This window comes from Paeniglutamicibacter psychrophenolicus (assembly GCF_017876575.1).
GTDB lineage: Bacteria > Actinomycetota > Actinomycetes > Actinomycetales > Micrococcaceae > Paeniglutamicibacter > Paeniglutamicibacter psychrophenolicus.
The window spans coordinates 4,029,838-4,051,589 of sequence record NZ_JAGIOE010000001.1 but is presented as its reverse complement, the minus strand read 5'-3'; the positions used below and the strand labels follow the sequence as shown (position 1 = coordinate 4,051,589).

Annotated in this window: 20 protein-coding genes and 3 tRNA genes; 19 read left to right on the top strand and 4 right to left on the bottom strand. The window is 65.2% G+C overall.

Features of this window, described 5'->3' with window-relative positions; genetic code table 11:
• Positions 1-25 precede the first annotated feature (25 nt).
• The 11 genes from dnaG to JOF46_RS18295 all read left to right on the top strand — a co-directional run bounded on the left by dnaG (position 26) and on the right by JOF46_RS18295 (position 11,187).
• Positions 26-1,903, top strand: coding sequence for a DNA primase (gene dnaG / locus JOF46_RS18345; RefSeq protein WP_209909833.1), 1,878 nt, complete (start codon positions 26-28; stop codon positions 1,901-1,903).
• A 66-nt stretch (positions 1,904-1,969) separates the two neighbouring features.
• Positions 1,970-2,045, top strand: a tRNA-Asn gene (locus JOF46_RS18340).
• 104 nt (positions 2,046-2,149) lie between these two features.
• The gene (locus tag JOF46_RS18335; protein WP_209909830.1) at positions 2,150-3,574 is read left to right on the top strand and encodes a lipase maturation factor family protein; all 1,425 of its coding nucleotides are present in this window, start codon (positions 2,150-2,152) and stop codon (positions 3,572-3,574) included.
• 87 nt (positions 3,575-3,661) lie between these two features.
• Positions 3,662-5,344, top strand: coding sequence for an ABC-F family ATP-binding cassette domain-containing protein (locus JOF46_RS18330; RefSeq protein WP_209909827.1), 1,683 nt, complete (start codon positions 3,662-3,664; stop codon positions 5,342-5,344).
• Positions 5,345-5,442: 98 nt separating this feature from the next.
• Positions 5,443-5,515, top strand: a tRNA-Asn gene (locus JOF46_RS18325).
• Positions 5,516-5,740: 225 nt separating this feature from the next.
• Positions 5,741-6,553, top strand: a complete 813-nt coding sequence (locus tag JOF46_RS18320; RefSeq protein WP_209909824.1) for a phage holin family protein — start codon at positions 5,741-5,743, stop codon at positions 6,551-6,553.
• Between the two features lie 127 nt (positions 6,554-6,680).
• Positions 6,681-7,301 (top strand): CDP-alcohol phosphatidyltransferase family protein, encoded by a 621-nt coding sequence (locus JOF46_RS18315; protein WP_209909821.1) that lies wholly within the window; start codon positions 6,681-6,683, stop codon positions 7,299-7,301.
• Positions 7,289-8,200, top strand: a complete 912-nt coding sequence (locus tag JOF46_RS18310; RefSeq protein ID WP_209909818.1) for a DMT family transporter — start codon at positions 7,289-7,291, stop codon at positions 8,198-8,200. Before JOF46_RS18315 ends, JOF46_RS18310 begins: the two co-directional genes overlap by 13 nt.
• A gap of 92 nt (positions 8,201-8,292) precedes the next feature.
• Positions 8,293-9,480, top strand: coding sequence for a glycosyltransferase (locus JOF46_RS18305; protein WP_209909815.1), 1,188 nt, complete (start codon positions 8,293-8,295; stop codon positions 9,478-9,480).
• A 125-nt stretch (positions 9,481-9,605) separates the two neighbouring features.
• A tRNA-Ile gene (locus JOF46_RS18300) sits at positions 9,606-9,679 on the top strand.
• Positions 9,680-9,966: 287 nt separating this feature from the next.
• Positions 9,967-11,187, top strand: coding sequence for a glycosyltransferase (locus JOF46_RS18295; RefSeq protein ID WP_209909812.1), 1,221 nt, complete (start codon positions 9,967-9,969; stop codon positions 11,185-11,187).
• Here JOF46_RS18295 and JOF46_RS18290 read toward each other — a convergent pair.
• Positions 11,184-11,705: a M23 family metallopeptidase gene (locus tag JOF46_RS18290; protein ID WP_209909810.1), complete on the bottom strand. Its 522-nt coding sequence runs from the start codon at positions 11,703-11,705 to the stop codon at positions 11,184-11,186. The two genes, JOF46_RS18295 and JOF46_RS18290, sit on opposite strands and share 4 nt — an antisense overlap.
• 435 nt (positions 11,706-12,140) lie before the next feature.
• Between JOF46_RS18290 and rpsB the strand changes: the two genes are divergently transcribed.
• From rpsB to JOF46_RS18260, 6 genes are all read left to right on the top strand, one after another.
• Positions 12,141-13,058: a 30S ribosomal protein S2 gene (gene rpsB, locus JOF46_RS18285; RefSeq protein WP_209909807.1), complete on the top strand. Its 918-nt coding sequence runs from the start codon at positions 12,141-12,143 to the stop codon at positions 13,056-13,058.
• A 137-nt stretch (positions 13,059-13,195) separates the two neighbouring features.
• A complete protein-coding gene (gene tsf / locus JOF46_RS18280) occupies positions 13,196-14,035 on the top strand; it encodes a translation elongation factor Ts (protein WP_209909804.1) in 840 nt (279 codons plus the stop codon).
• A gap of 205 nt (positions 14,036-14,240) precedes the next feature.
• Positions 14,241-14,984, top strand: coding sequence for a UMP kinase (gene pyrH, locus JOF46_RS18275; protein WP_113761320.1), 744 nt, complete (start codon positions 14,241-14,243; stop codon positions 14,982-14,984).
• Positions 14,985-15,083: 99 nt separating this feature from the next.
• A complete protein-coding gene (gene frr, locus JOF46_RS18270; protein WP_209909801.1) occupies positions 15,084-15,641 on the top strand; it encodes a ribosome recycling factor in 558 nt (185 codons plus the stop codon).
• A complete protein-coding gene (locus JOF46_RS18265; protein WP_209909798.1) occupies positions 15,641-16,576 on the top strand; it encodes a phosphatidate cytidylyltransferase in 936 nt (311 codons plus the stop codon). Before frr ends, JOF46_RS18265 begins: the two co-directional genes overlap by 1 nt.
• A gap of 129 nt (positions 16,577-16,705) precedes the next feature.
• Positions 16,706-17,290: a DivIVA domain-containing protein gene (locus JOF46_RS18260; protein ID WP_113761564.1), complete on the top strand. Its 585-nt coding sequence runs from the start codon at positions 16,706-16,708 to the stop codon at positions 17,288-17,290.
• A 112-nt stretch (positions 17,291-17,402) separates the two neighbouring features.
• Here the strand turns inward: JOF46_RS18260 and JOF46_RS18255 are convergent, their stop codons facing one another.
• The 3 genes from JOF46_RS18255 to JOF46_RS18245 all read right to left on the bottom strand — a co-directional run bounded on the left by JOF46_RS18255 (position 17,403) and on the right by JOF46_RS18245 (position 20,022).
• Complete coding sequence (locus JOF46_RS18255; protein ID WP_209912032.1) at positions 17,403-18,884, bottom strand: sodium/solute symporter; 1,482 nt, start codon at positions 18,882-18,884, stop codon at positions 17,403-17,405.
• Positions 18,884-19,240: a hypothetical protein gene (locus JOF46_RS18250; RefSeq protein WP_245348184.1), complete on the bottom strand. Its 357-nt coding sequence runs from the start codon at positions 19,238-19,240 to the stop codon at positions 18,884-18,886. The genes JOF46_RS18255 and JOF46_RS18250 overlap by 1 nt, the downstream gene beginning before the upstream one ends.
• 65 nt (positions 19,241-19,305) lie before the next feature.
• Positions 19,306-20,022, bottom strand: a complete 717-nt coding sequence (locus JOF46_RS18245; RefSeq protein ID WP_209909793.1) for a LytR/AlgR family response regulator transcription factor — start codon at positions 20,020-20,022, stop codon at positions 19,306-19,308.
• 383 nt (positions 20,023-20,405) lie between these two features.
• On the opposite strand from JOF46_RS18245, the gene JOF46_RS18240 reads away from it, so the two are divergent.
• Both JOF46_RS18240 and JOF46_RS18235 read left to right on the top strand, forming a co-directional pair.
• Positions 20,406-20,837 carry a sugar-binding transcriptional regulator gene (locus tag JOF46_RS18240; protein WP_209909790.1) on the top strand — a complete coding sequence of 144 codons (432 nt, stop codon included), beginning with the start codon at positions 20,406-20,408 and terminating at the stop codon, positions 20,835-20,837.
• Between the two features lies 1 nt (position 20,838).
• Complete coding sequence (locus JOF46_RS18235) at positions 20,839-21,735, top strand: zeta toxin family protein (protein WP_209909787.1); 897 nt, start codon at positions 20,839-20,841, stop codon at positions 21,733-21,735.
• The last annotated feature ends 17 nt before the right edge of the window (positions 21,736-21,752 follow it).

The window sequence follows — 21,752 nt, the reverse complement described above, 5'->3', positions numbered from 1 at the left end:
GTGAATGGTCACTAGACTGGAGGGCATGGCAGGCCTGATTAAGCGTGAAGATATCGACGAAGTCCGCAACCGCACGGACATCAAGGAAGTCATCGACGGATACGTGACGCTGAAATCCGCCGGTGTCGGTTCCTGGAAGGGCCTGTGCCCCTTCCACGACGAGCGTTCCCCGTCCTTCCACGTGCGCCCGCAGGTCGGTTCCTTCCACTGCTTCGGCTGCGGGGAATCGGGCGATGTGATCGCCTTCCTGCAGAAGATCAACCACGGCACCTTCTCCGAGACCGTCGAGCAGCTGGCCGCCCGCGTCGGCATCGAGCTGCACTACGAGGACGGTGGCACCGGCCCGCGCCGCGAGGAGACCGGCCGCCGCCAGCGCCTGCTTGACGCCCACAAGATCTCCGAGGAGTTCTTCCGCGAACAACTGACCACCCCCGGTGCGGCCGCCGGCCAGAAGTTCCTCTCCGAGCGCGACTTCGATGCCGAGGCCGCTGCACATTTCGGTGTCGGCTACGCACCCCAGGGCTGGGACGCATTGCTCAAGCATCTGCGCGGCCGCGGATTCCAGGACGAGGAGCTCAAGCTCACCGGCATCTTCTCCGAGGGCAACCGCGGGATCTATGACAGGTTCCGCGGCCGGCTCATCTGGCCGATCCGCGACCTCACCGGGGCCACCATCGGCTTCGGGGCGCGCAAGCTCTACGAGGACGACCAAGGCCCGAAGTACCTGAACACCCCCGAGACCCAGCTCTACAAGAAGTCCCAGGTCCTCTACGGGGTCGACCTGGCCAAGCGCGAGATCACCAAGACCCGCCAGCTGGTCGTGGTCGAGGGCTACACCGACGTGATGGCCTGCCACCTCTCGGGCATCGGCACCGCCGTGGCCACCTGCGGCACCGCCTTCGGCACCGACCACATCAAGATCGCCCGCCGCCTGCTGCGCGACGACGGATCCGGCGGCGAGGTGGTCTTCACCTTCGACGGCGACGCCGCCGGCCAGAAGGCAGCGCTGCGCGCCTTCGAGGAAGACCAGAAGTTCATCGCGCAGACCTACGTCGCGGTCGAGCCCACGGGCGCCGACCCGTGCGACCTGCGCCAGAGACGCGGCCCCGAGGCCGTGCGCGAGCTCATCGACTCCAAGCGCCCGCTGTTCGAATTCGCCATCAAGGCGGGGTTGAAGAACTTCAACCTCAACACCGTCGAGGGCCGGGTGCAGGCGCTGCGTGTCAGCGCACCGATCGTCGCCGGCATCCGCGACTCGGCCATCCGCCCGGCCTACGCCCGCGAGCTGGCCGGCTGGCTCGGCATGGACATGGAGGACGTGAACCGCGCCGTGGGCGCCTCGGTGCGCCGCAACCGGATGCCCAAGAGCGCCGAGCCCCTCCACGGAAACGCGGGCCATGCGGCACAGGAGCAACCCGCCGCACCCGTCTACTCCCGCCCGGACCCGCGCGACCCGGTGTCCCGGATGGAACGCGAGGCCCTGGAAGTGGTGCTGCAGCAGCCGGCACAGCTGACCCCCGAGCAATGGCAGGCGTTCTACGACGCCCGGTTCATGGCTCCCGCCCATGCCGCGGTCCACGACGCCGTGCGTGCCGCCGGGCAGGCCGGGGCCACCCCCTCGCAGTGGGTGGAGGCGATCCGGCAGGAAGTTCCCGAGCCGCTGCGCTCGTTCGTCTCCGAGCTTGCAGTCACCCCGTTGCCGGCGAGCACCACCGACGCCCTGTTGCGCTATTGCAACGACATCATCAACCGCCTCTTCGAGCTGCAGATCACGCACCTGAAGGCGGAGAAGATGGGTGAGCTCCAGCGCATGGATCCGGAAGGCGATCCCGAGGGGTTCCAGCGCATCAACCGCGAGCTTTTGGAGCTGGAATTGCGTCGCCGGGCGCTGCGCCAGGAGTAGCAGCCAACGGGGCCGGGACCGATTTTTGTTTTCCCGAAACCTTGTGTAGAGTATTTCTCGTTGCATTCCTCCGTAGCTCAATTGGCAGAGCGTCCGACTGTTAATCGGAAGGTTACTGGTTCAAGTCCATTCGGGGGAGCCAGAGAAGGAAATCCCGGACCAATTGGTCCGGGATTTCCTGGTTTAACACGGGTTTTCGCGGTTCAAGGCATGGCCGGGACCGTCACGTGAATCTACGCTGGTGCCATGGAGTGGCTGGCGGCATACGACTACGGGGTGGCCCGGGAAATCCTGCAGCGCGGGGTCGCGCTGATCTACCTCATTGCCTTCATTTCCACGCTGAACCAATTCCCCGCCCTGGCCGGCGAGCACGGGTTGCTTCCGGTGCCCAGGCTGCTTGCCGGGCCCGGCGCCCGGCGGCCTACGCTGTTCAGCCGGATCGGGTACTCGGACCGGAAACTGGTGGCCGTGTGCGCCGCCGGGATCGGAATCTCCGCGGTGTTGGTCGCAGGGGTTCCCCAGGCCGGGCCCCCGTGGCTGCCGCTGGCCGCCTTCCTGGCCCTGTGGGGCCTGTACATGTCGATCGTGAACGTGGGGCAGGTCTTCTACGGATTCGGCTGGGAAATGCTGCTGCTCGAGGCCGGGTTCACCGTGGGCCTGCTCGGTTCCCGGCAGGTCCCGCCACCGCAAACCATCCTGCTGCTGGTCGCCTGGCTGGTGTTCCGGCTGGAATTCGGTGCCGGAATGATCAAGTGGCGCAGGGACCCGGCCTGGCGAAACTTCACCGCCATGTACTACCACCACCAGACCCAGCCGATGCCCGGACCGTTCAGCCGCCGGGCGCACCTGGCGCCGAAATGGTGGCACCGCATCGAGGCGGCGGGCAACCACGGTGCCCAGCTGCTGGTCCCGTTCCTGCTCTTTGCGCCCCAGCCGATCGCTTCCGTCGCGGCCGGTCTCGTCATCGCCACGCAGCTGTGGCTGGTGCTCACCGGAAACTTCGCCTGGCTGAACTGGCTCACCATCGTGCTGGCCACCTGCCGAATCAGCGATCCGGTGCTGCGGAAGATCCTGCCGTGGCTGCCGCCCGAAGCCGGGGTTCGCTCCGAGGCCCCGATCTGGTGGACCGTGCTGGTGCTGGCGGCAGCGCTGCTGCTGGTGGTGCTCTCCATCCCGGCCCTGCGGAACCTCTTCACCCCGGCCCAGCTCATGAATGCCGCGTTCAACAAGTGGCAGCTTGGCAACGCCTACGGTGCGTTCGGCACCGTCACCCGGGAGCGGATCGAGGTCGTCATCGAGGGCACCGAGGACGAATCTGCCACCGGGGCGACCTGGCAGGAATACGGGTTCAAGGGCAAACCCGGGGACGTGGACAGGCGGCCGCGCCAGTTCGCGCCCTACCACCTGCGCCTGGATTGGATGATGTGGTTCCTGCCGCTGGGCTCGATCCACCAGCGGTGGTTCTACACACTGCTGGCCCGGCTGCTGGAGGCCGATGCCCGGACCCTGGCGCTCTTGCGGCACGACCCGTTCTCCGGCAGGAAACCGCGCTTCATCCGCGTGCTGACCTACCGCTACCGTTTTGCCAGCGCGGCCCAGCACCGGAGCACCGGGGCCCTGTGGGTGCGCGACCGGCGCCGGTTGGTGATCGGTCCGGTCGAACGGCAATGAACGGACTCCGCCGCTGGGCGCGCACCGGCAGCGGATGAACGGGGGATGACTGCGGTCCGCCGGGCCGTGTGTCAGTAGGATGGGACGGTGGCTCATATCGACGTATCCGACATCCATTACTTCCTTTCCGACGGCACCCAATTGCTCGGCGGTGTCACCTTCAAGGTGACCAGCGGCAGCAAGACCGCATTGATCGGCCCCAACGGCGCCGGGAAAACGACGCTGTTCAAGATCATCGCCGGCGACCTGAAATCCGATGAGGGTGTGGTGTCCCGTTCCGGCGGCATGGGCATCATGCGCCAGTTCGTGGGCCAGGTCCGAGACGAGTCCACGGTGCGCGACCTGCTGGTCTCCACCGCCTCGGCCGACCTGGCGGCGGCGGCCAAGGCCATCGACGAGACCGAGCTGTTGATGATGGAATCCGACGACGAGAAGGTCCAGATGCGCTACGCGCAGGCCATCATCGACTGGGGGGATGCCGGCGGCTACGAGCTGGAAACTGCCTGGGACAAGGTCTGCATGGCCGCCCTCGGGGTTCCCTTCGACCGTGCATCCCACCGCCTGGCCTCCACGCTCTCGGGCGGCGAGCAGAAGCGCCTCGTGCTCGAGGCGCTCTTCGAGGGCCCGGACGAACTGTTGCTGCTCGATGAGCCGGACAACTACCTCGATGTCCCGGGCAAGCGGTGGCTCGAGGCAACGCTGAACGAGTCGCCCAAGACCGTCCTGTTCATCAGCCACGACCGCGAACTGCTCAACAACGCGGCCAACCGCATCGTCACCCTGGAGCCGGGGCTCTCGGGCGCCACCGCATGGATCCACGGCGGCGCATTCGGCTCCTACGTCGATGCGCGCCGGGAACGCAACGAACGCTTCGAGGAACTGCGCAAGCGCTGGGACGAGGAGCACGCCAAGCTCAAGGAGCTGGTGAACATGTACAAGAACAAGGCGGCGTTCCGCTCCGACATGGCCAACCGCTACCACGCGGCCCAGACGCGCCTGGCCAAGTTCCTCGAGGCCGGCCCGCCCCAGGCCATCCCGCTGGAGCAGAACGTCAACATGCGGCTCAAGGGCGGACGCACCGCCAAGCGGGCCATTGTCGCCGAGAAGCTCGAGCTCACCGGGCTGATGAAGCCCTTCAGCAACGAGATCTGGTTCGGGGACCGCGTGGCGATCCTGGGTTCGAACGGTTCGGGAAAGTCCCACTTCCTGCGCCTGCTGGCCTCCGGCGGCACGGATCCCGAGCGCGAGCACCAGCCGGTGGCCGACTTCGAGATCGCCGAGGTCCCGCACAACGGCACCGTGAAGCTCGGTGCGCGCATCCGCCCCGGGTTCTTTGCCCAGACCCACAGCCGCCCCGACCTGATGGGCCGGCCCCTGTTGGACATCCTGCACCGCGGCGACGACCACCGCTCGGGCCTGGCCCGGGAGGCGGCCTCGGGAGCGCTGGACGGCTACGGCCTGGCCGGCCAGGCCGAGCAGAAGTACGATTCGCTCTCCGGCGGCCAGCAGGCGCGTTTCCAGATCCTGCTGCTGCAGCTTTCCGGTGCGACGCTGCTGCTGCTCGACGAACCGACCGACAACCTCGACCTGCACTCCGGGGAGGCGCTGGAACGGGCCATCGAATCGTTCGAGGGAACCGTGCTGGCGGTGACGCACGACCGGTGGTTCGCCAGGTCGTTCGACCGCTTCCTGGTGTTCGGTTCCAACGGGAAGGTCTACGAATCCACGGAGCCCGTTTGGGACGAGACCCGCGTGCAGCGGGACCGGTAGGAGGGTGGTTTTCCGGCTGTGCGCAAGGACACGGCCGGAAAATCCGGACCCTGATTTGGGTTCCATTTGGTGCTCTGGTAACGTATAACTCGCTTCATTCCCCCGTAGCTCAATTGGCAGAGCGTCCGACTGTTAATCGGAAGGTTACTGGTTCAAGTCCATTCGGGGGAGCGCAATACAGATTCCCCGCCCTCCTCAGGAGGGCGGGGATTTCTTGTGTCCGGGCAATCTCATACCCTGGGTGTACCCCTTCGGGTTGAGTCGTTTAAGCACGTCCGGGTGGTAGTTTTGGGTTGAGCGGACCGGGCCGGGGCCGCATGAAATGGAGACAGCATGTCTGGATCGGAATCGACTGGAAGCCAGTACCAGTCAGCGCCAACAACTTTAAAGGGACAAGTGGGCGGACTGAGCCGCCTGATCCCGAACCAACTGGCCGACGAAGCCCGCATAGCAGCCAACGTCCTGAAGTCAAAGGGCATCAACGTCGGCATTGCCGCGGGCGCCGGAATCCTGGCCCTCGCCTTGCTTGCTCTCATGGTGGTCGCACTGGTCGTCGCGCTGGTCATGGGCATCGGCACCGTCATCGCGCCGTGGCTTGCCGCGCTGCTGGTGGCCGCGGGATTCCTGGTCCTTGCTATCGTCCTTGGCTTGTTCGCGTTCCTGCAGGTCAAGAAGGCCATGCCTTTGCTGCCCGAGGAAGCAATCCGCGGATTCCGGCACGATCTCGGCGTGGTCAAGGAAGGCAGCGCCTTCGACGTCTCGACGCTTGACGAGCCACGGCCTTCGAAGAAGAAGGACGGGCAGGATGCCGAGCAGGCCGGGGAGAACGAGCCCAAGGCCCCGAAGCCGACCCACAACGAACTGATCATCCGCACCCGCGAGCGCCGCGAGGAAATTGCCTTGCACCGCGACGGGCTGGGACAGAAGCTGGAAGTTCCCCTGCACCTGGGCGAGAAAATCTCCGACGCCGGACAGGCTGCCGGGGAAGCCGTGAGCAAGGCCGCTGGCCAGGCCCGCCACCTCGCGGACACCGCATCGGAAAAGGTCACCGAAGGCATGGAGCGGGCCACGGAAAAGCTCGCTTCGCTCAGCGGCCTCGAAGGCGAGAACGCCAAGGAGGCCCTGCGTGAACGCTGGCGTCCGTTGGCCATCATGGCCGGCTCGATGGCAATGTTCGTCGTCTTCCTGCGCAAGCTGCTGCGCAAGTAGCCAACGCCCGGCCCGCCGATTCCGTTTCACACCCACCCCGGTGGACAGGAATCGGCGGGCAGGGCGGGCCACCCCCACAACCGGCAAATCTGTCCAAGGACCACGCAGACCCACGAAGGAGGCGAGCATGCGCATCATTGGAGCGGGGACACGCGACAACTTCGAATACCGCTTGCTCACCACCTTCTGGACGGTCCCGAACCTGATCACCGTTGTCAGGTTCCTGCTGGTTCCGCTGTTCGTCTGGCAGACCCTGGACATGCACTACGGCTGGGCGACGCTCACCCTGGTGATCCTGGGGTCCTCGGACTGGATCGACGGCTATGCGGCCCGCCGCCTGGACCAGATATCCACCGTTGGCAAATGGCTGGACCCGGTCGCCGACAGGGTGGCCCTGATAGTGATCGCCACGACCTTCGTCGCCACCGGCATCGCCCCGGCATGGCTGGTGTTCTCGATCGTGATTCCCGATATCGCCCTGATCGCCAACACGTGGGTGCTCTTCCGCGGCAACCCCAACCTCCCGGTCACCAACCTTGGAAAGATCCGCACCGCATTGCTGCTGGTGGGAACCCCGTTGTTGCTCATGGGAAGCACCGATTGGGGCAAGGGAACCATCCTGGGGGACATCGCGACCTGGAGCCTGGCCCTGGCCTGCGTCCTGCATGTCATTGCGGCGGTCCACTATTTCATACTTGGCCACCGCAAGGCCAAGGCGCTGAAGTCGGGAACTGAATGGTCTGGCTAGCGGTCACCGCCGCGATCGCCGGGGCGTTCTTTCTGGCCTTCGGCACCCAACGGCAATCCAGCGCGGTGCGCGCGAGCGCCGGCGGGTTGAACGTCACGGGTTTGGGGCTGCTGCGACTTTTCCGGACGCCCCGCTGGGTGTTCGGCTTGATCTTGCTGGGGATGGGCATGAGCCTGAACGTGTACGCCCTGGCAAGCGCACCCTTGACCGTGGTCCAGCCCATTGGCGCCATTGCGTTGGTTATCACCACGGTGGTCAACGCCAGGGAGCACCACATCAAGATGAACCGGCCCACGATCCTGGCGATCACCGCCTGCATGGTGGGCAGCGCGGGATTTGTGTTCCTGGCCATCGAGGTCAGCGCCAAGGAACACCTGATCACCAGCGGCCAGGAGCTGCTCACGATCATGATCCTGGCCATCGCCGTGGCGGTCTTCGGCGGTGCCGTGGTGCTGTTCCCGCACCGGCTCAGCGCGTTCTTCTACATCCTGGGGGCCGGGGTCCTCTTCGGATTCGTGGCGGTCTTGGTCAGGACCATTTCGGTGGCACTGCTCGACCCCAACGGCCGATTCATCGCCAATGTTTCCTGGTACTCGATTCTGGCCGTGATCGTCGCGGGGCTGCTGGGCTCCTATTTCGTGCAGAACGCGTATTCCAAGGGACCGCCCGACCTGGTGATTGCCGGTTTGACCGTGATCGATCCGATCGTCGGCATCTCCATCGGGATTGCGATATTTGGTGAACTCGATCCCAATGTCCAACCCGCCGTGGCGTTGAGCATGGTCGGTGCCGGATGCATTGCTATCGTGGGGGTGATCGCCTTGTCCCGACACCATCCGGACGTGCTCGAACGCAAGGCAGAAGCCAAGCGACGAACCAGGATCACCGACGGCAAGTAGATGGCAACGATTTCCTGCGACAGCCCAACCAAGACAATGAAACGACAACCGTGGCCTCGAAATGCGGTCATGTCAAGGAGTGAACACACCCCGTGACGGGCGAGAAACCATTGAAGATCCTGATTGCGGCCGATACCTATCATCCGGACGTGAACGGCGCCGCAGTCTTTTGCTATCGCCTGGCCACGGCCATGACCGAGCGCGGGCACCAGGTGCACGTCATGGCCACCCGCCCGGACAAGGGACCCACGGTCACCGAGGTCCTGCCCGAGGCCACCGTCCACCGGCTGCGATCCCATGCCGTGGCAACGCACGAATACTTCCGCATTTGCTTCCCCTGGGAGGTCAACCCGGAAATCAAGGCGCTGCTCAACGAGATCAAGCCGGACGTCGTCCACGCCCAGTGCCACTACATGATCGGCCAGGGAGCCTTGGCCTACGCGGGCAAGCAGGGCATCCGCACCGTGGCCACCAACCACTTCATGCCGGAAAACCTGGACCCGTTCCTGCCGTTCCCCAAGTGGTTCAAGCGGATTGTTGCACGCAACTCGTGGCGTGACATGGGCAAGATCATGGGCAGGGCAAATGTTGTCACCACCCCGACTCCGCTGGCCGCCCGGGCCATGACCAAGTACGCGCGACTGGGCAAGGTCCTCCCGCTGTCCAACGGCATCGACTCCAGCAACTACGAGCTCGGGGCCGCCGAATTGATCGACCGCAACCCGTACCCCACAATCCTGTTTGTGGGCAGGCTGGCGGTGGAGAAGAACGTCAACGAACTCATTGACGCCCTGACACTGATGAAGCATGTCCCGGACGCGCACCTGGAGGTCATCGGCGGCGGCGAACAGCGGGGCCCGCTGGAAAAGCTGGCACTCGAAAAAGGCGTGGCCAACCGCGTGCACTTCCTGGGGCACGTCGATGACGAGGAACTGCGCAGCGCCTACCTGCGCTGCGACGTCTTCTGCCAGCCGGGCACCGCGGAACTGCAGTCGCTGGTGACGTTGGAGGCACTCTCCGCTTCCAAGCCCGTGGTGTTGGCCAACGCCATGGCCCTGCCCCACCTGGTCGATGATGGCGTCAACGGCTACCTGTTCGAGCCGGGGGACCGCGTCGACCTGGCCGGCAAGCTGGACTCGATCCTGGCCATGGCACCCGAGGACCTGGCCGTGATGGGCAAGGCAGGCCATGCCAAGGCCGCCCTGCACAGCCACAGCAAGACCATGGACACCTTCGAGGCGATCTATCGGGGCGCGAGCGCCGAGGACTTCCTGCCCTGATCTTGGCGATGGCCACGGGTTTTGGTTGTTGGAGATGAAAACCTGCGCCGGAATCCATTAGGATGGCTGGGGATGTTTCAGCGATCGCCGTCCTTGGCGGAAAGATTGCTGGTTCACCCGGTATTGGGGCGGTAGCTCAGTTGGTCAGAGCAGAGGACTCATAATCCTTTTGTCGTGGGTTCAAGCCCCACCCGCCCTACACATGAAAGGCCTAGTCAAACCCTACAGCCAGGGATTTTGACTAGGCCTTTTTCCGTGCTTTTGGGCCGTTTGGGGGGAGTTTTGAGGGTAGTTTCCCCCGGAAGCCAGCCGCCCTGGGCAACCCAGCGGGACGAGGCGCACCCTGTGCCCTTCCGCGGCGGCTGCTGCGGACTCCGTTAGGCTCGAAAGGCCTGGGGAATCGATCCCGAGGCAGCGACTTCGCCCAAGCAGCGCCCGCAACACGTTTAACTCCAAGCATCACCGCTGAAAGGACGAGACCGGTCCATGCATTGCGTCATCTTCGTCGACCAACACCCCGACACCCTCGGGGGCATGCAAACCTCCGTGCGGCTGCAGCGGCGCTTCCTTGAACTGGCAGGACACCGGGTCACCATCGTCTCCCCGCGGTACCGCGGCAAGCACGCATCCGACCCGGCGGTCATCGAACTGCCCTCGCTTCCGTTGGGGCCGGGGGAGTACTCGCTGTGCATCCCCGGGAAGCACAGCGACAAGGCGCTGGCACGGGCCATCGCCGGCCGCGGACCGGTGGACGTGGTGCACATCCAGGCCGATTTCTGGCAGGCAATTATCGGCTACCGCTTCGCCAAGGAGCAGAACCTGCCGGTGGTCCACACCATGCACAACCGCCTCGATGTCGGGATCGCGGCCACCATGCCGTTCCCCGGGATGGTCCAACGCGGATTCGGGCTGGCCCAGAAGGCCTTCCTGCACACAGGCCGGGGCGTGGCGGCCACGGCCTGGTCGTATCTGGCACGCTTCACCGACTATGCCCTGCGCGTGACCGCACCCTCGAGCCACTTCGCCCGGCTGCTGGAACTTCAGGGCGTCTTTGGCACCGTGGACGTGGTGCCCAACGGGATGGACGATCAGATCGCCGCCGACCTCCTGGCCCAACCGCCGGCCGCCCGCAACCCGCGCCCGCGCCTGGTGTGGGTGGGACGCTTCAGCGCCGAAAAACGCCTGCTTCCCTTCCTGGACGCGGTGGCCCTGGCCAACATCGACGCCGAGATCCATGTCTTCGGGGACGGCGCGGACCGGGCCAAGGCCGAAGCCAAGGCCACTGCCATGGACAAGCCAACCGTGCTGATCCGCGGAAAGGTCGCCTACAGGCAAATGCTCGCCGAGCTGCGCCAAGCCGACGCACTGGTCCAGACCTCCCAGGGATTCGAGACCCAGGGCATGACGGTCTACGAGGCTGCCGCGCTGGGCACCCCGTCGCTGCTCAGCGACCGGGCCATCGCCGAGGACCTGCCCCAAGGCGTCTACTGGCTCACGGAAGACGACTCGATCGAGGCACTGGCCAGGGCCCTTGGCCGATGCGTTGCCCAAGTGCGGGACGGCAGCGGACCGCGGACGGAATCCTTCGACCCGGGATCCTTCCTGCAAAGCCGGCAAACACGGCTCATGGCCACGGTCTACGAAGGTGCCATCGCGGACTTTGCCGCCGGGTCCCGCCCGGGCGCCCGGCCCGGCGAAGGCACCTAACCCAGCGGCAGCAGGATCGAGGGCCGGGTGTCGCGGATCGTGAGCAGCGGGTCGATGTACTCCCCGTCCAGCCGCATGCCCCAGTGCAGGCAGCGGGCATCGCAGTGGGCGCCGGTGGCGATCATCCCGATCTCGTCGCCGATCCCGACGATCGCGCCGACCCCCAGGGTGCTTCGCACCGGCTCGAAGCTGGTGAGCAGGCCCGAGCCGTGGTCGATGACGATGACCGGCCGATCCACGATGCGCCCCACGAAGGAAACGATGCCCGCGGCCGGGGCGCTGACGGTGTCCCCGGGGGACCCGGCGAGATCGACCCCGCGGTGTCCGCTGAGCCAGCGCTCGGCCGGCGCGTCGAAGGATCGAACCACCTCGGGCACCGGCGGCAGCGGCCAGCTCCAGGAACCGGACGCTGCCCGGGCCGGGTTTGCGGGGACGGGGGACAGCGGGGAGGCTGCGGCCGGGGCCAGCAGCACGGCCGCGCCCACGATCAGGCTTGAGATGGCGGAAACGGTTTTCATGTCCACGAGCATGGGCCCGAACCCCGCGCCCCGCGGCGGGTTGCCGCCGGGCTGTGGAGCGCCGGCGGGATGTGATGCACGTCCCGTGGTTCTGTGCGGATGGGTCAATTTCCCGGTCCTTGGCCTGTAGTACACTGGAACACGCGGTTCTCTGTGCCTTCTTCTCGCCTGCGCGAAAAGCGGAACACATGAAACTGACTTCGCGCATGAATGATCCATGCAGCCAATCACCGACACGTTTGTGGCGGACGGCAGCGTGCGATGGCCAGGCCCACGGTCCGATTCACTTCGGTTGAGGTTTGGCATGACGGTTCTTCCGTTGCTTTCATGCCAGGGGTTGCCTCCAATTCCGGATGCGCACCATCAACCGATAACAATGGCAGTTACCGCGGTCCAGCAATGGGCCGGCCAGCTACTGCCGGAAGGAGTTGCGACATGCCAGTCGTAACCATGCGCCAGCTGCTCGACAGCGGCGTTCACTTTGGACACCAGACCCGTCGTTGGAACCCGAAGATGAAGCGTTTCATCTTCACGGAGCGCAACGGCATCTACATCATTGACTTGCAGCAGTCGCTGTCGTACATCGACCGCGCCTACGAGTTCGTCAAGCAGACCGTTGCCCACGGCGGCTCCGTTCTGTTCGTCGGCACCAAGAAGCAGGCCCAGGAAGCAATTTCCGAGCAGGCGACCCGCGTTGGCCAGCCGTACGTCAACCAGCGCTGGCTCGGTGGCATGCTCACCAACTTCCAGACCGTTTCCAAGCGCATCTCGCGCATGAAGGAACTGGAAGAGATCAACTTCGAGGATGTTGCCGGTTCGGGCCACACCAAGAAGGAGCTGCTGCTGCTCAAGCGCGAGCTCACCAAGCTGCAAACCAACCTTGGCGGCATCCGCAACCTGACCAAGACCCCTTCGGTCATCTGGGTTGTTGACACCAAGAAGGAGCACTTGGCCATCGACGAGGCACACAAGCTGGGCATCCCGGTTGTTGCCATCCTCGACACCAACTGCGACCCGGACGAAGTCCAGTACCCGATCCCGGGCAACGACGACGCCATCCGCTCCGTCAACCTGCTCACCCGCGTTGTTGCAGACGCCGTTGCTGCTGGCCTGATCGCCCGCAACAACAAGGCTGCCGGCAACACCGAAGCCCCGGCCGAGCCGTTGGCCGAGTGGGAGCGCGAACTGCTCGAGGCCTCCAAGACCGAGGCGCCTGCCGCCGAGGCTGCTGTTGAAGCTGCTCCGGCAGCCGAAGAAGCACCCGTCGCTGAAGCTGCCCCGGCAGCCGAAGAGGCACCTGCCGCTGAAGCAGCCCCGGCTGCAGACGAGGCACCGGCCGCTTCGGCCGAGTAGTCACAAAACCAAGATTCCGGATGCCGGCGTTTCCCCGCACGGGGGAGCGCCGGCCTCGGGAACAAACCGCGGGACGGGCCACATTCGGCCCGTCCTTCGGCGAAAAAGCTCAAAACCACTTATGAATGGGGTTGCACGTGGCAAACTACACCGCTGCTGACATTAAGGCACTGCGCGAGCGCACCGGCGCTGGCATGATGGACGTCAAGAACGCCCTCGACGAAGCCAACGGCGACGCCGACAAGGCCATGGAGCTCATCCGCATCAAGGGCCTCAAGGGCGCCACCAAGCGCGAAGGCCGCTCGACCTCGGAAGGCCTCGTTGCCGCCAAGGTCATCGACGGCACCGTCGGCATCATGATCGAGCTTTCCTGCGAGACCGACTTCGTAGCCAAGAACGAGAAGTTCATCGCCCTGGCCGCCCAGGTCCTGGACGTTGCAGTCTCCTCCGGCGCAGCCGACCTGGAAACCCTGTTGGCCGTCGACGTCAACGGCAAGACCCTTGCCGACGTCGTCACCGAAGAGGGCGCAGTGCTGGGCGAGAAGGTCATCGTCCGCCGCCTGTCCCGTGTCGAGGGTGCAACTGTTGATGCATACCTGCACAAGACCTCCAAGGACCTCCCGGCCCAGGTTGGCGTCCTCGTGGCCGTCGACGGCGCCGGCGACGGTGCCTTCACCGTTGCGCACGACGTGGCAGTGCACACCGCCGCCATGGCACCGACCGTGCTGTCCCGCGACGAGATCGACCCGGAGACCGTCGAGTCCGAGCGTCGCATCGCCATGGAGACCGCCGTTGCCGAGGGCAAGCCCGAAGCCGCACTGACCAAGATCGTTGAAGGACGCCTGACCGGCTTCTTCAAGGAGCAGGTGCTGGTTGACCAGGCATTCGCCAAGGATGCCAAGAAGACCGTGGGCAAGGTGCTGGAAGAGGCAGGCGTCAGCGCCACTGCTTTCGCACGCTTCCGCGTTGGCGCATAAATAGCTCCAACAGCAGGTAAATTGGTTCCCGGGCCATAGGCTCCGATGACCGATTGCTTCACACCAAGGTAAAGGGGGTGGCCACTTCAGGGTGGCCGCCCCTTTTTCCTGCCAGCCCCAGGCCCCGCGCACGCGCGACGGCCGCCCCCCAAACAGCACCGACGTGGGCCAGCACCGACCCGCACGCAGGAGGAATCACACCCCCATGGACGCAACTCTCGAACCGATTGAACACACCCACGCCCCGCGTCGCCGCCGGGTCCTGCTGAAGCTTTCCGGAGAGGTCTTCGGCGGCGGCAAGCTGGGCGTCGACCCCATCACGGTGCGCGGAGTGGCCGAACAGATCGCTGCCACAGTGGGCAAGGTCGAGGTCGCCATCGTCGTTGGCGGCGGCAACTTCTTCCGCGGCGCCGAGCTCTCGGCCTCGGGCATGGACCGTTCGCGTGCCGACTACATGGGCATGCTCGGCACCGTGATGAACTGCCTGGCCCTGCAGGACTTCCTGGAACAGGCCGGCGTCGACACCCGCGTGCAGTCAGCCATCTCCATGGCCCAGGTTGCAGAAACCTACATCCCGCGCCGCGCCATCCGCCACATGGAGAAGGACCGCGTCGTCATCTTCGGCGCCGGCGCCGGCCTGCCGTACTTCTCCACCGACACCGTGGCCGCCCAGCGCGCCCTCGAGGTCGACGCGGACGTGGTGCTGATGGCCAAGAGCGGTGTCGACGGCGTGTACACCGCGGACCCGAAGAAGGACCCCACGGCCACCAAGCTTGAGCACCTCACCTACGACGAGGCCCTCATCAAGGACATCCGCGTGATGGACCAGACGGCGATGACCATGTGCAAGGACAACAAGCTGGAGATGATGGTCTTCGGCATGGAGGGCGACGGAAACGTCACCCGCGCCATCCTTGGCGAAAAGATCGGCACCCGCGTCACCGTCTAGGTGCCCCGTGCCACCTCCCCGCGTGGCATAGGATTGTTCACAAGCCCAGAAACTACCGGTCACCGTATGCGTACCTGGCCGAACTCAAAGGAGTAGAACGTGATTGAGGAAATCCTCATGGAGGCAGCCGACAAGATGGACAGCACCGTCGAGAACGCGAAGGAAGATTTCTCCGCGATCCGCACGGGCCGCGCCCACCCCGGAATGTACGCCAAGGTCATGGTTGACTACTACGGTTCCCCAACCCCGCTGCAGCAGCTGGCATCCTTCGCGGTGCCGGACGCCCGCACCATCTTGATCAACCCCTACGACGTCACCGCGCTGCGTGCCATCGAAAAGGCCCTGGGCGACTCCGAGGTCGGCGCCAACCCGTCCAACGACGGCAAGACCATCCGCGTGATCATGCCGGTGCTGACCCAGGAACGCCGCAAGGAATACGTCAAGGTCGTCCGTACCAAGGGCGAGGACGCCAAGGTCGCGCTGCGCAACGTGCGCCGCCGCGCCAAGGACGGCATTGACAAGCTGGTCAAGGACGGCGAGATCGGCGAGGACGAAGGCGCACGCGCCGAGAAGGAACTCGACGCACTGACCAAGTCCCACACCGACGGCATCGACGACTTGCTCAAGCGCAAGGAAACCGAGCTGCTGGAAGTCTAATGTCCAACCCCACCGAGCCGAGCGAGGGAGCCGCAGGGTCCCTTCCGGAGCCGTCGCCGGAAAACGGCGGGCTTGAACCAAAGACGCGGCGAAGCAGCAAGGCCACCACCACCAAGAAGGCCTCGCGGGCCGGCCGGGACCTCCCGGCGGCCATCGTCGTGGGCCTGTTGCTGCTGGCCGTGGTGCTCACCGGGCTGTTCTGGCTGCCCCTGGCGTTCGTCGCCACGGTGGCGGTCTTCGGCGTCGTGGGATGCTGGGAGGTTTCCCGTGCGCTGAACGGCACCGGCATCGACACCCCGCTGGTGCCGCTGGCCGTGGGCGGGATCGCCATGCCGTTCTCCGCGTACTACGGGGGGCTCGAGGCCCTGGGCATGGCATTCACCGCCAGTGCGCTGCTGGTGTTCCTCTGGCGGATCATCGAGGGCCCGGCCAAGTCCGTGGCCTCGATCACCGGCAGCCTGTTCGTGCTCTCCTGGGTTCCGCTGATGCTTTCCTTCGCGGTGCTGCTGCTGAACGAACCGCGCGGGCACCTGCTGGTGACCACGATGCTGCTGCTGGTGGTCTCCAACGACACCTTCGGCTACCTGGTGGGCGTGCTCTTCGGCAAGCACCCGATGGCACCGCGGATCAGCCCGAAGAAGTCCTGGGAGGGCTTCGCCGGCTCGGTCGCAGGTGCCACGATCGTGGGCGTTGCAGCTGCGGTGTTCCTGCTGGATCTTCCCTGGTGGGTCGGGATCCCGCTGGCCGTGGCCACGGTTGCCGCGGCCACGGCGGGGGACCTGGCCGAATCCATGGTCAAGCGCGAACTGGGCATCAAGGACATGAGCAACATCCTGCCGGGGCACGGCGGGGTCATGGACCGGCTCGATTCGGTGGTCTTCGCGATCCCCGTGACGTATATCCTCACCATTTTGCTGATCCCCGGCGCGCTTTAGGCCCGTGGCCGCCCGCGCCTCCCTAAGATGGAGGTGCAGGAAGGTGCCGCCCCGTCCGGGGCCCCGCGCCACCCGCAGCACCACAGTGCCGGTTCGCCGGTACGCATTACCGAGATCAAGGAAAGAATTGTGAGTCAGGAAAAGGCACAGCCGGTCCCCGCCCCTTTTGAGCGCGTGGGGGAGAAGGAATTCGGTTACAACACCAAACAGGTGGATGTGTTCCTCGCCCGCGCCCGCGCCACGTTCAACGGCGACGGGGACGACGATTCGATTGTCACCAGCCACATGGTGCGCCGCACCGTCTTCCCGGCCCAGCGCGGCGGCTACAGCGCCCGCGAGGTCGACGGCGCCCTGGACAGGCTCGAGGACGTCTTCGCACAGCGCGAACGCGACGCCCTGATCCAGACCAACGGCGAGGAAGCCTGGCTGCAGCAGGTCGGGCGGCTCTCGGCGATCCTGCGCGGACGGCTGCACCGCTCCCCGGGCGAGCGCTTCCGCCGCCCCTCGCGCGCCAACGCCTCGAGCTACAACGTCCAGGACGTGGACAAGCTGTGCGGCCAGCTCATCGACTACTTCGAGAAGGACGTCCCGATGAGCGTGGATGCGGTGCGCCGCGCCGAATTCCGCCGCGCCGAGGGCGAGCACGGCTACGAGGAGTCGCAGGTCGACGCGTTCCTGGACCGCGTCGTGGAGCTGATGGCTTCCATCGACTGATCCCTTGGGGATCGCCGACACAGGCAAAAAGAGACAAGAATGCGGCCGGTTGCCAGGGGATTCCCCGGCAACCGGCCGCATTTTTTGTGGCTGGTTTGGGCCGTGGGGGGCCTCAGGGATGCGGTTCGTCCAGCGCCTCGGGAACATGCAGCCGGGCCATGACCGCATCGATGCGCCCGGGTGCCCGGTGCCGGGTGAACAGGGACACCGTGATCATCACCAGGAAGGCCAGCGGCACGCACCAGGCGGCCGGCTGGGAGACCAGGGCGTGGAAGGAATCGGGCTCGTTGGGCAGTGCGGCCGCCAGCATCAGCGCCGACCCGCAGGCCAGGGCCCCGGCCAGCATCCCGGAGACCGCACCGGCCACCGTGAGGCCGCGCCACCAGATGCCCAGCAGCAGCAACGGGCAGATGGTCGAGGCGGTGAACGCGAAGACCGACCCGATGGCCCCGGCCAGGGCGAAGCTGGAGGTGCCCAGGGCCAGCAGCAGCGGGACAGCGGTGGCGATCAGCGTGGAGATCCGAAAGCCCCGCACCGTGCCGCGGAACAGGTCCTGGGAGATGGTCCCGGCCAGCGAGACCACCAGGCCAGAGGAGGTGGAGAGGAACGCGGCGAACGCCCCGCCGATGATGATCGCGGTCAGTGCGTCCCCGGCCATCCCGCCCAGGATCCGCCCGGGCAGCAGCAGCACCGTGGCATCGGCGTTCCCGCTGGTGGCCAGCTCCGGGGTGTAGGCCCGGCCCAGGATTCCCAGCACCGTGGGGAAAAGGTAGAACAGGGCCAGCAGGCCCAGCACGATCGCGGTGGTCTTGCGGGCCGAGGGCCCGTCGGGGTTGGTATAGAAACGCACCAGCACGTGCGGCAGGCCAAGGGTGCCAAAGAGCAGGGCCACCAGGAGCGAGATGTTGTAGTACAGCCCCCGGTTGGCGGACGGGTCGGTGCCCGCATCGAAGATCGCCCCGTCAAGGGTTGCCGATTCCCCGTTCAGCCCCAGGTGCAGCAGCAGGAAGACCGCCGGGATCGCCAGGGCGGCGAGCTTGAGCCAGTACTGGAACGCCTGGACGAAGGTGATCGAGCGCATCCCGCCGGCCAGCACCGTGAGGCACACGATCCCCATGACCAGCACCGAGCCCAGCCAGCCAGGCAGCCCGGTGCTGATGCCCAGGGTCAGCGAGGCGCCGTGCAGCTGCGGGACGATGTAGAGCCAGCAGATGACCACCACCAGGAAGCTGGTGAGCCGGCGCAGCTTCATCGAGCCGAAGCGGATCTGCGCGAAGTCGGGGATGGTGTAGGCGCGCGAGCGGCGCAGCGGGGCGGCCACGAAGAGCAGCAGCATCAGGTACCCGGCCGTGTACCCGATGGGGAACCAGAGCCCGTCCTGCCCGGAGACCACGATCAGCCCGGCTATGCCCAAGAACGATGCGGCAGAGAGGTATTCCCCGCCGATGGCACTGGCGTTCCACCAGGGCTTGACGGTGCGCGAGGCCACGTAGAAGTCCCCGGTGGTCCGGGACAGGCGCAGCCCGTTGACGGCGATGAGCACGGTGGCCACCGACACGAGCAGCACGGAGAGCAGGGCGACGGCGGGGTTGATCATGGCTTGGCGATGCTCCGGTACTTGGCCTCGTTGCGGGCAGCGGCCTTGTTGTAGAGGAACGCCGAGATCAGGATCAGCGGGTAGACGCCCACACCCAGGATCCACCAGGGAAGCGGGATGGTGGCCAGGCGGATGTTGTTGATTTCGGGCCAGGTGAACACCATCACGGCCAGGCCGACCAGCAGCAGCAGGAAGCCCATGGCCACGGAGACCGCCAGGCGCAATTGCGAGCGGATCAGCGACTGGACGTAGAAGGTGTCGGCGGCATCGGGTGCCGAGCGGCGGGCGATGTTCAGCATGGTCCCGGCCGGGGCGCTGACCCGCACGCGGGTGCCGGTGGGCGGGGGCAGCATCTCATCCATCGGCGCCGGGACCGGTTCGCCGGTTGGCGGGGGAGGGGTGCCGGGGCCCGGCGAGGTCACAGCGGCCGGACGCGGTTCGCGGCCAGGCGCTCGCGCAGGTAGGGCAGTGCGCGGCGGGAGACCGGCAGCTCGATCCCGCCGATGAGCACCGCGGCCTTGCCGGTGGCCAGCTTCACGGTGTCGATCTTGTCCATGGCCACCAGGTAGGAACGGTGGATGCGGACGTATCCGGCCGAGGCCCACTGCTGTTCGAGGTCGTTGAGCGGGACCCGGATCAGGTAGCTGGCGTCCTTGGTGTGCAGCCGGGCGTAGTCGCCCTGGGCCTGCACGTAGCGGATCTCGTCGCGGCGGATCATCTTGGTGATCCCGCCCTGGTCCACGGTGACGACCTCGGGCTTGGCGGTTTCTTCCTCGACCAGCTCGCAGATCCGGCGGATCGATTCGGCCAGGCGTTCGGGGCGCACGGGCTTGAGCACGTAGTCCAGGGCGGCCAGCTCGAACGCCTCCAGGGCCTGGTCCTCGTCGGCGGTGACGAAGACGACGGCCGGGGGACGGGTGAAGCGGGAGATGACCCGGGCGATGTCCAGCCCGGACAGGGCGGGCATGTGGATGTCCAGGAAGAGCGCGTCGACCTCGAATTCCTCCAGCGCCTTCAGGGCCTCGGCCCCGGAGTTTGCGCGGTGGATGGTGCCCACCCTCGAGTCGAGCGACAGCAGATACGCCAGCTCCGCAACGGCAGGCAATTCGTCGTCGGCCACGACCACATTAATCATGGATGACATTTTACCCGGCCATGTGGGCAAAGTTCTCTGGTGGCGCGTTATTGCGGGTTGGGCAGGAGCATCGCGCTCCTGGCCACATGCGGGTAGGCGTGGCACAAGAAGCCGAGCCTGGGCAGAAGTCCTTAGTGCGGAGTTGCCCTTGTCCCGCAAGGAATCGGCGGTCTGCCAGATCGGTGGGGAAGAGGACCATGACACCGGCGGCTGTTGGTTGCGTCAACCGATGGAAGGACGGGAACGAGTGCCGCCCCGGTGGTGCTCGCGCGTTTTGCCCAATGAATTTTTCTGGTGGTCAACAGCACCCTGTCGGAATACGCCGAGGAGCAGTATCGTTCTACTTATACATAATGTATCTGGAGGGCGTGGAAGGACACCGGATGTTGACGATCCAGGATGAGCTGGCGCAGGTCTTCGCCATTGGGGAACTGAATCGAATGGACCGTTTGCGCGCTTGTGCCAAAGCAAGCGAAAAGGGGCTGGGTCAAGCAGATATTGCTATGCGACTAGGTGTCTCGCAGCCCGAGGTGCATCGGATGTTGCGCAAGATCAACAACTTTCCCAGTCTGTTGCAAGAGACCCCGCGCGTAGTCATCCTGCAATTTCATGCAGAGAAGATCAGCCATGGGCAAATGATGCAGACACTTCGCCAATGGCCATTCACATTTGGCGAGGAAGCTGAGACCGGTAATCCAGAAAGCGTCCTGACTCGCGGAAGCTGGGACGAGATTACTGACGCCTTCCATAGGGACCTGATTGATATTGACGATTATGAAGAGCTCGTCAGGGTCGTAACAAGCACGGCTGAATAACGTGGCATCGGACGCGCTGCGCTTGGTGGAACAGGAACTAAACGAACTCTCCAGACCGGGGGCGGCATTCGACAGGAACTCGGTGCTTGCTACCTATCGACCGAATCAACCCGTCAGCTCCGAACGCATCAGGTTTCAGCGCCGCCTGATCGACGAGTTTCTCTCGGAGGGTGGTGACGAAATAGAAAAGGGTGCCGAGCTTGCAGTGCTCATTACTGCAGGCCCTCCGGGCGCGGGAAAATCGACCCGCATCGACGAGTTCAAACTTGCCCAGAAAGGCTGGAGGAAAATTGATGCGGACCGGATCAAATTGAAGTTGCTTGCAGAGGCACATGATTCCGGGCGGTTCGACCCACAGTTGTCGACCACGTTGGCGGATGGGTACCCCATGATGCTCAACGAGCTGTCTTCGCTAGTCCACAACGAAAGTGTGTTCCTGGCCGATAGGATCATGACGAGATGTCTCGAGGCCGGTGAAAACGTCGTGATTGAGGGAACGCTGTCATGGGAAGGTAGAGGTCCCTATCTCCTGGAGGCGCTCGAACTGCATGACTATCAGAGGGTCACGCTTCTCGATGTTGAAGTCGAACTGGCGATAGCACTTGAACAGGCTTATGTCCGATGGGCACAAGGCCGGAATTCGACCATTGAAGGACGCTCGACTGGCGGTGGACGATTCACGCCGCGTGCCGCAATTACGTCGATGTATCAGGACGGGAAGGCATTCAGCTGCTGCAACAGAAACGCCGTTGAATTTTTCACGGACGAGAAGGCCACCGGCTTTGACGAGATCAAGTTGTTGGTTGCCGTTAATGATTCTGAGACCAAGGTGCAGGAATACAAGCGGATACTCGGTGAGTACGCGACGCCGGAACCAACGTACTTGTCGGATCGCTGACATTCCCTTCCCCGGTT

Excerpts from the sequence above, each read along its gene's own strand:
- JOF46_RS18295 (WP_209909812.1), top strand. The coding sequence starts at position 9,967 with ATGCATTGCGTCATCTTCGTCGACCAACACCCCGACACCCTCGGGGGC.
- JOF46_RS18265 (WP_209909798.1), top strand. The coding sequence starts at position 15,641 with ATGTCCAACCCCACCGAGCCGAGCGAGGGAGCCGCAGGGTCCCTTCCG.
- JOF46_RS18240 (WP_209909790.1), top strand. The coding sequence starts at position 20,406 with ATGTTGACGATCCAGGATGAGCTGGCGCAGGTCTTCGCCATTGGGGAA.
- JOF46_RS18315 (WP_209909821.1), top strand. The coding sequence starts at position 6,681 with ATGCGCATCATTGGAGCGGGGACACGCGACAACTTCGAATACCGCTTG.
- JOF46_RS18335 (WP_209909830.1), top strand. The coding sequence starts at position 2,150 with ATGGAGTGGCTGGCGGCATACGACTACGGGGTGGCCCGGGAAATCCTG.
- dnaG (WP_209909833.1), top strand. The coding sequence starts at position 26 with ATGGCAGGCCTGATTAAGCGTGAAGATATCGACGAAGTCCGCAACCGC.
- JOF46_RS18250 (WP_245348184.1), bottom strand. The coding sequence starts at position 19,240 with ATGCTGCCCCCGCCCACCGGCACCCGCGTGCGGGTCAGCGCCCCGGCC.
- JOF46_RS18310 (WP_209909818.1), top strand. The coding sequence starts at position 7,289 with ATGGTCTGGCTAGCGGTCACCGCCGCGATCGCCGGGGCGTTCTTTCTG.
- JOF46_RS18290 (WP_209909810.1), bottom strand. The coding sequence starts at position 11,705 with ATGAAAACCGTTTCCGCCATCTCAAGCCTGATCGTGGGCGCGGCCGTG.
- pyrH (WP_113761320.1), top strand. The coding sequence starts at position 14,241 with ATGGACGCAACTCTCGAACCGATTGAACACACCCACGCCCCGCGTCGC.
- JOF46_RS18245 (WP_209909793.1), bottom strand. The coding sequence starts at position 20,022 with ATGATTAATGTGGTCGTGGCCGACGACGAATTGCCTGCCGTTGCGGAG.
- rpsB (WP_209909807.1), top strand. The coding sequence starts at position 12,141 with ATGCCAGTCGTAACCATGCGCCAGCTGCTCGACAGCGGCGTTCACTTT.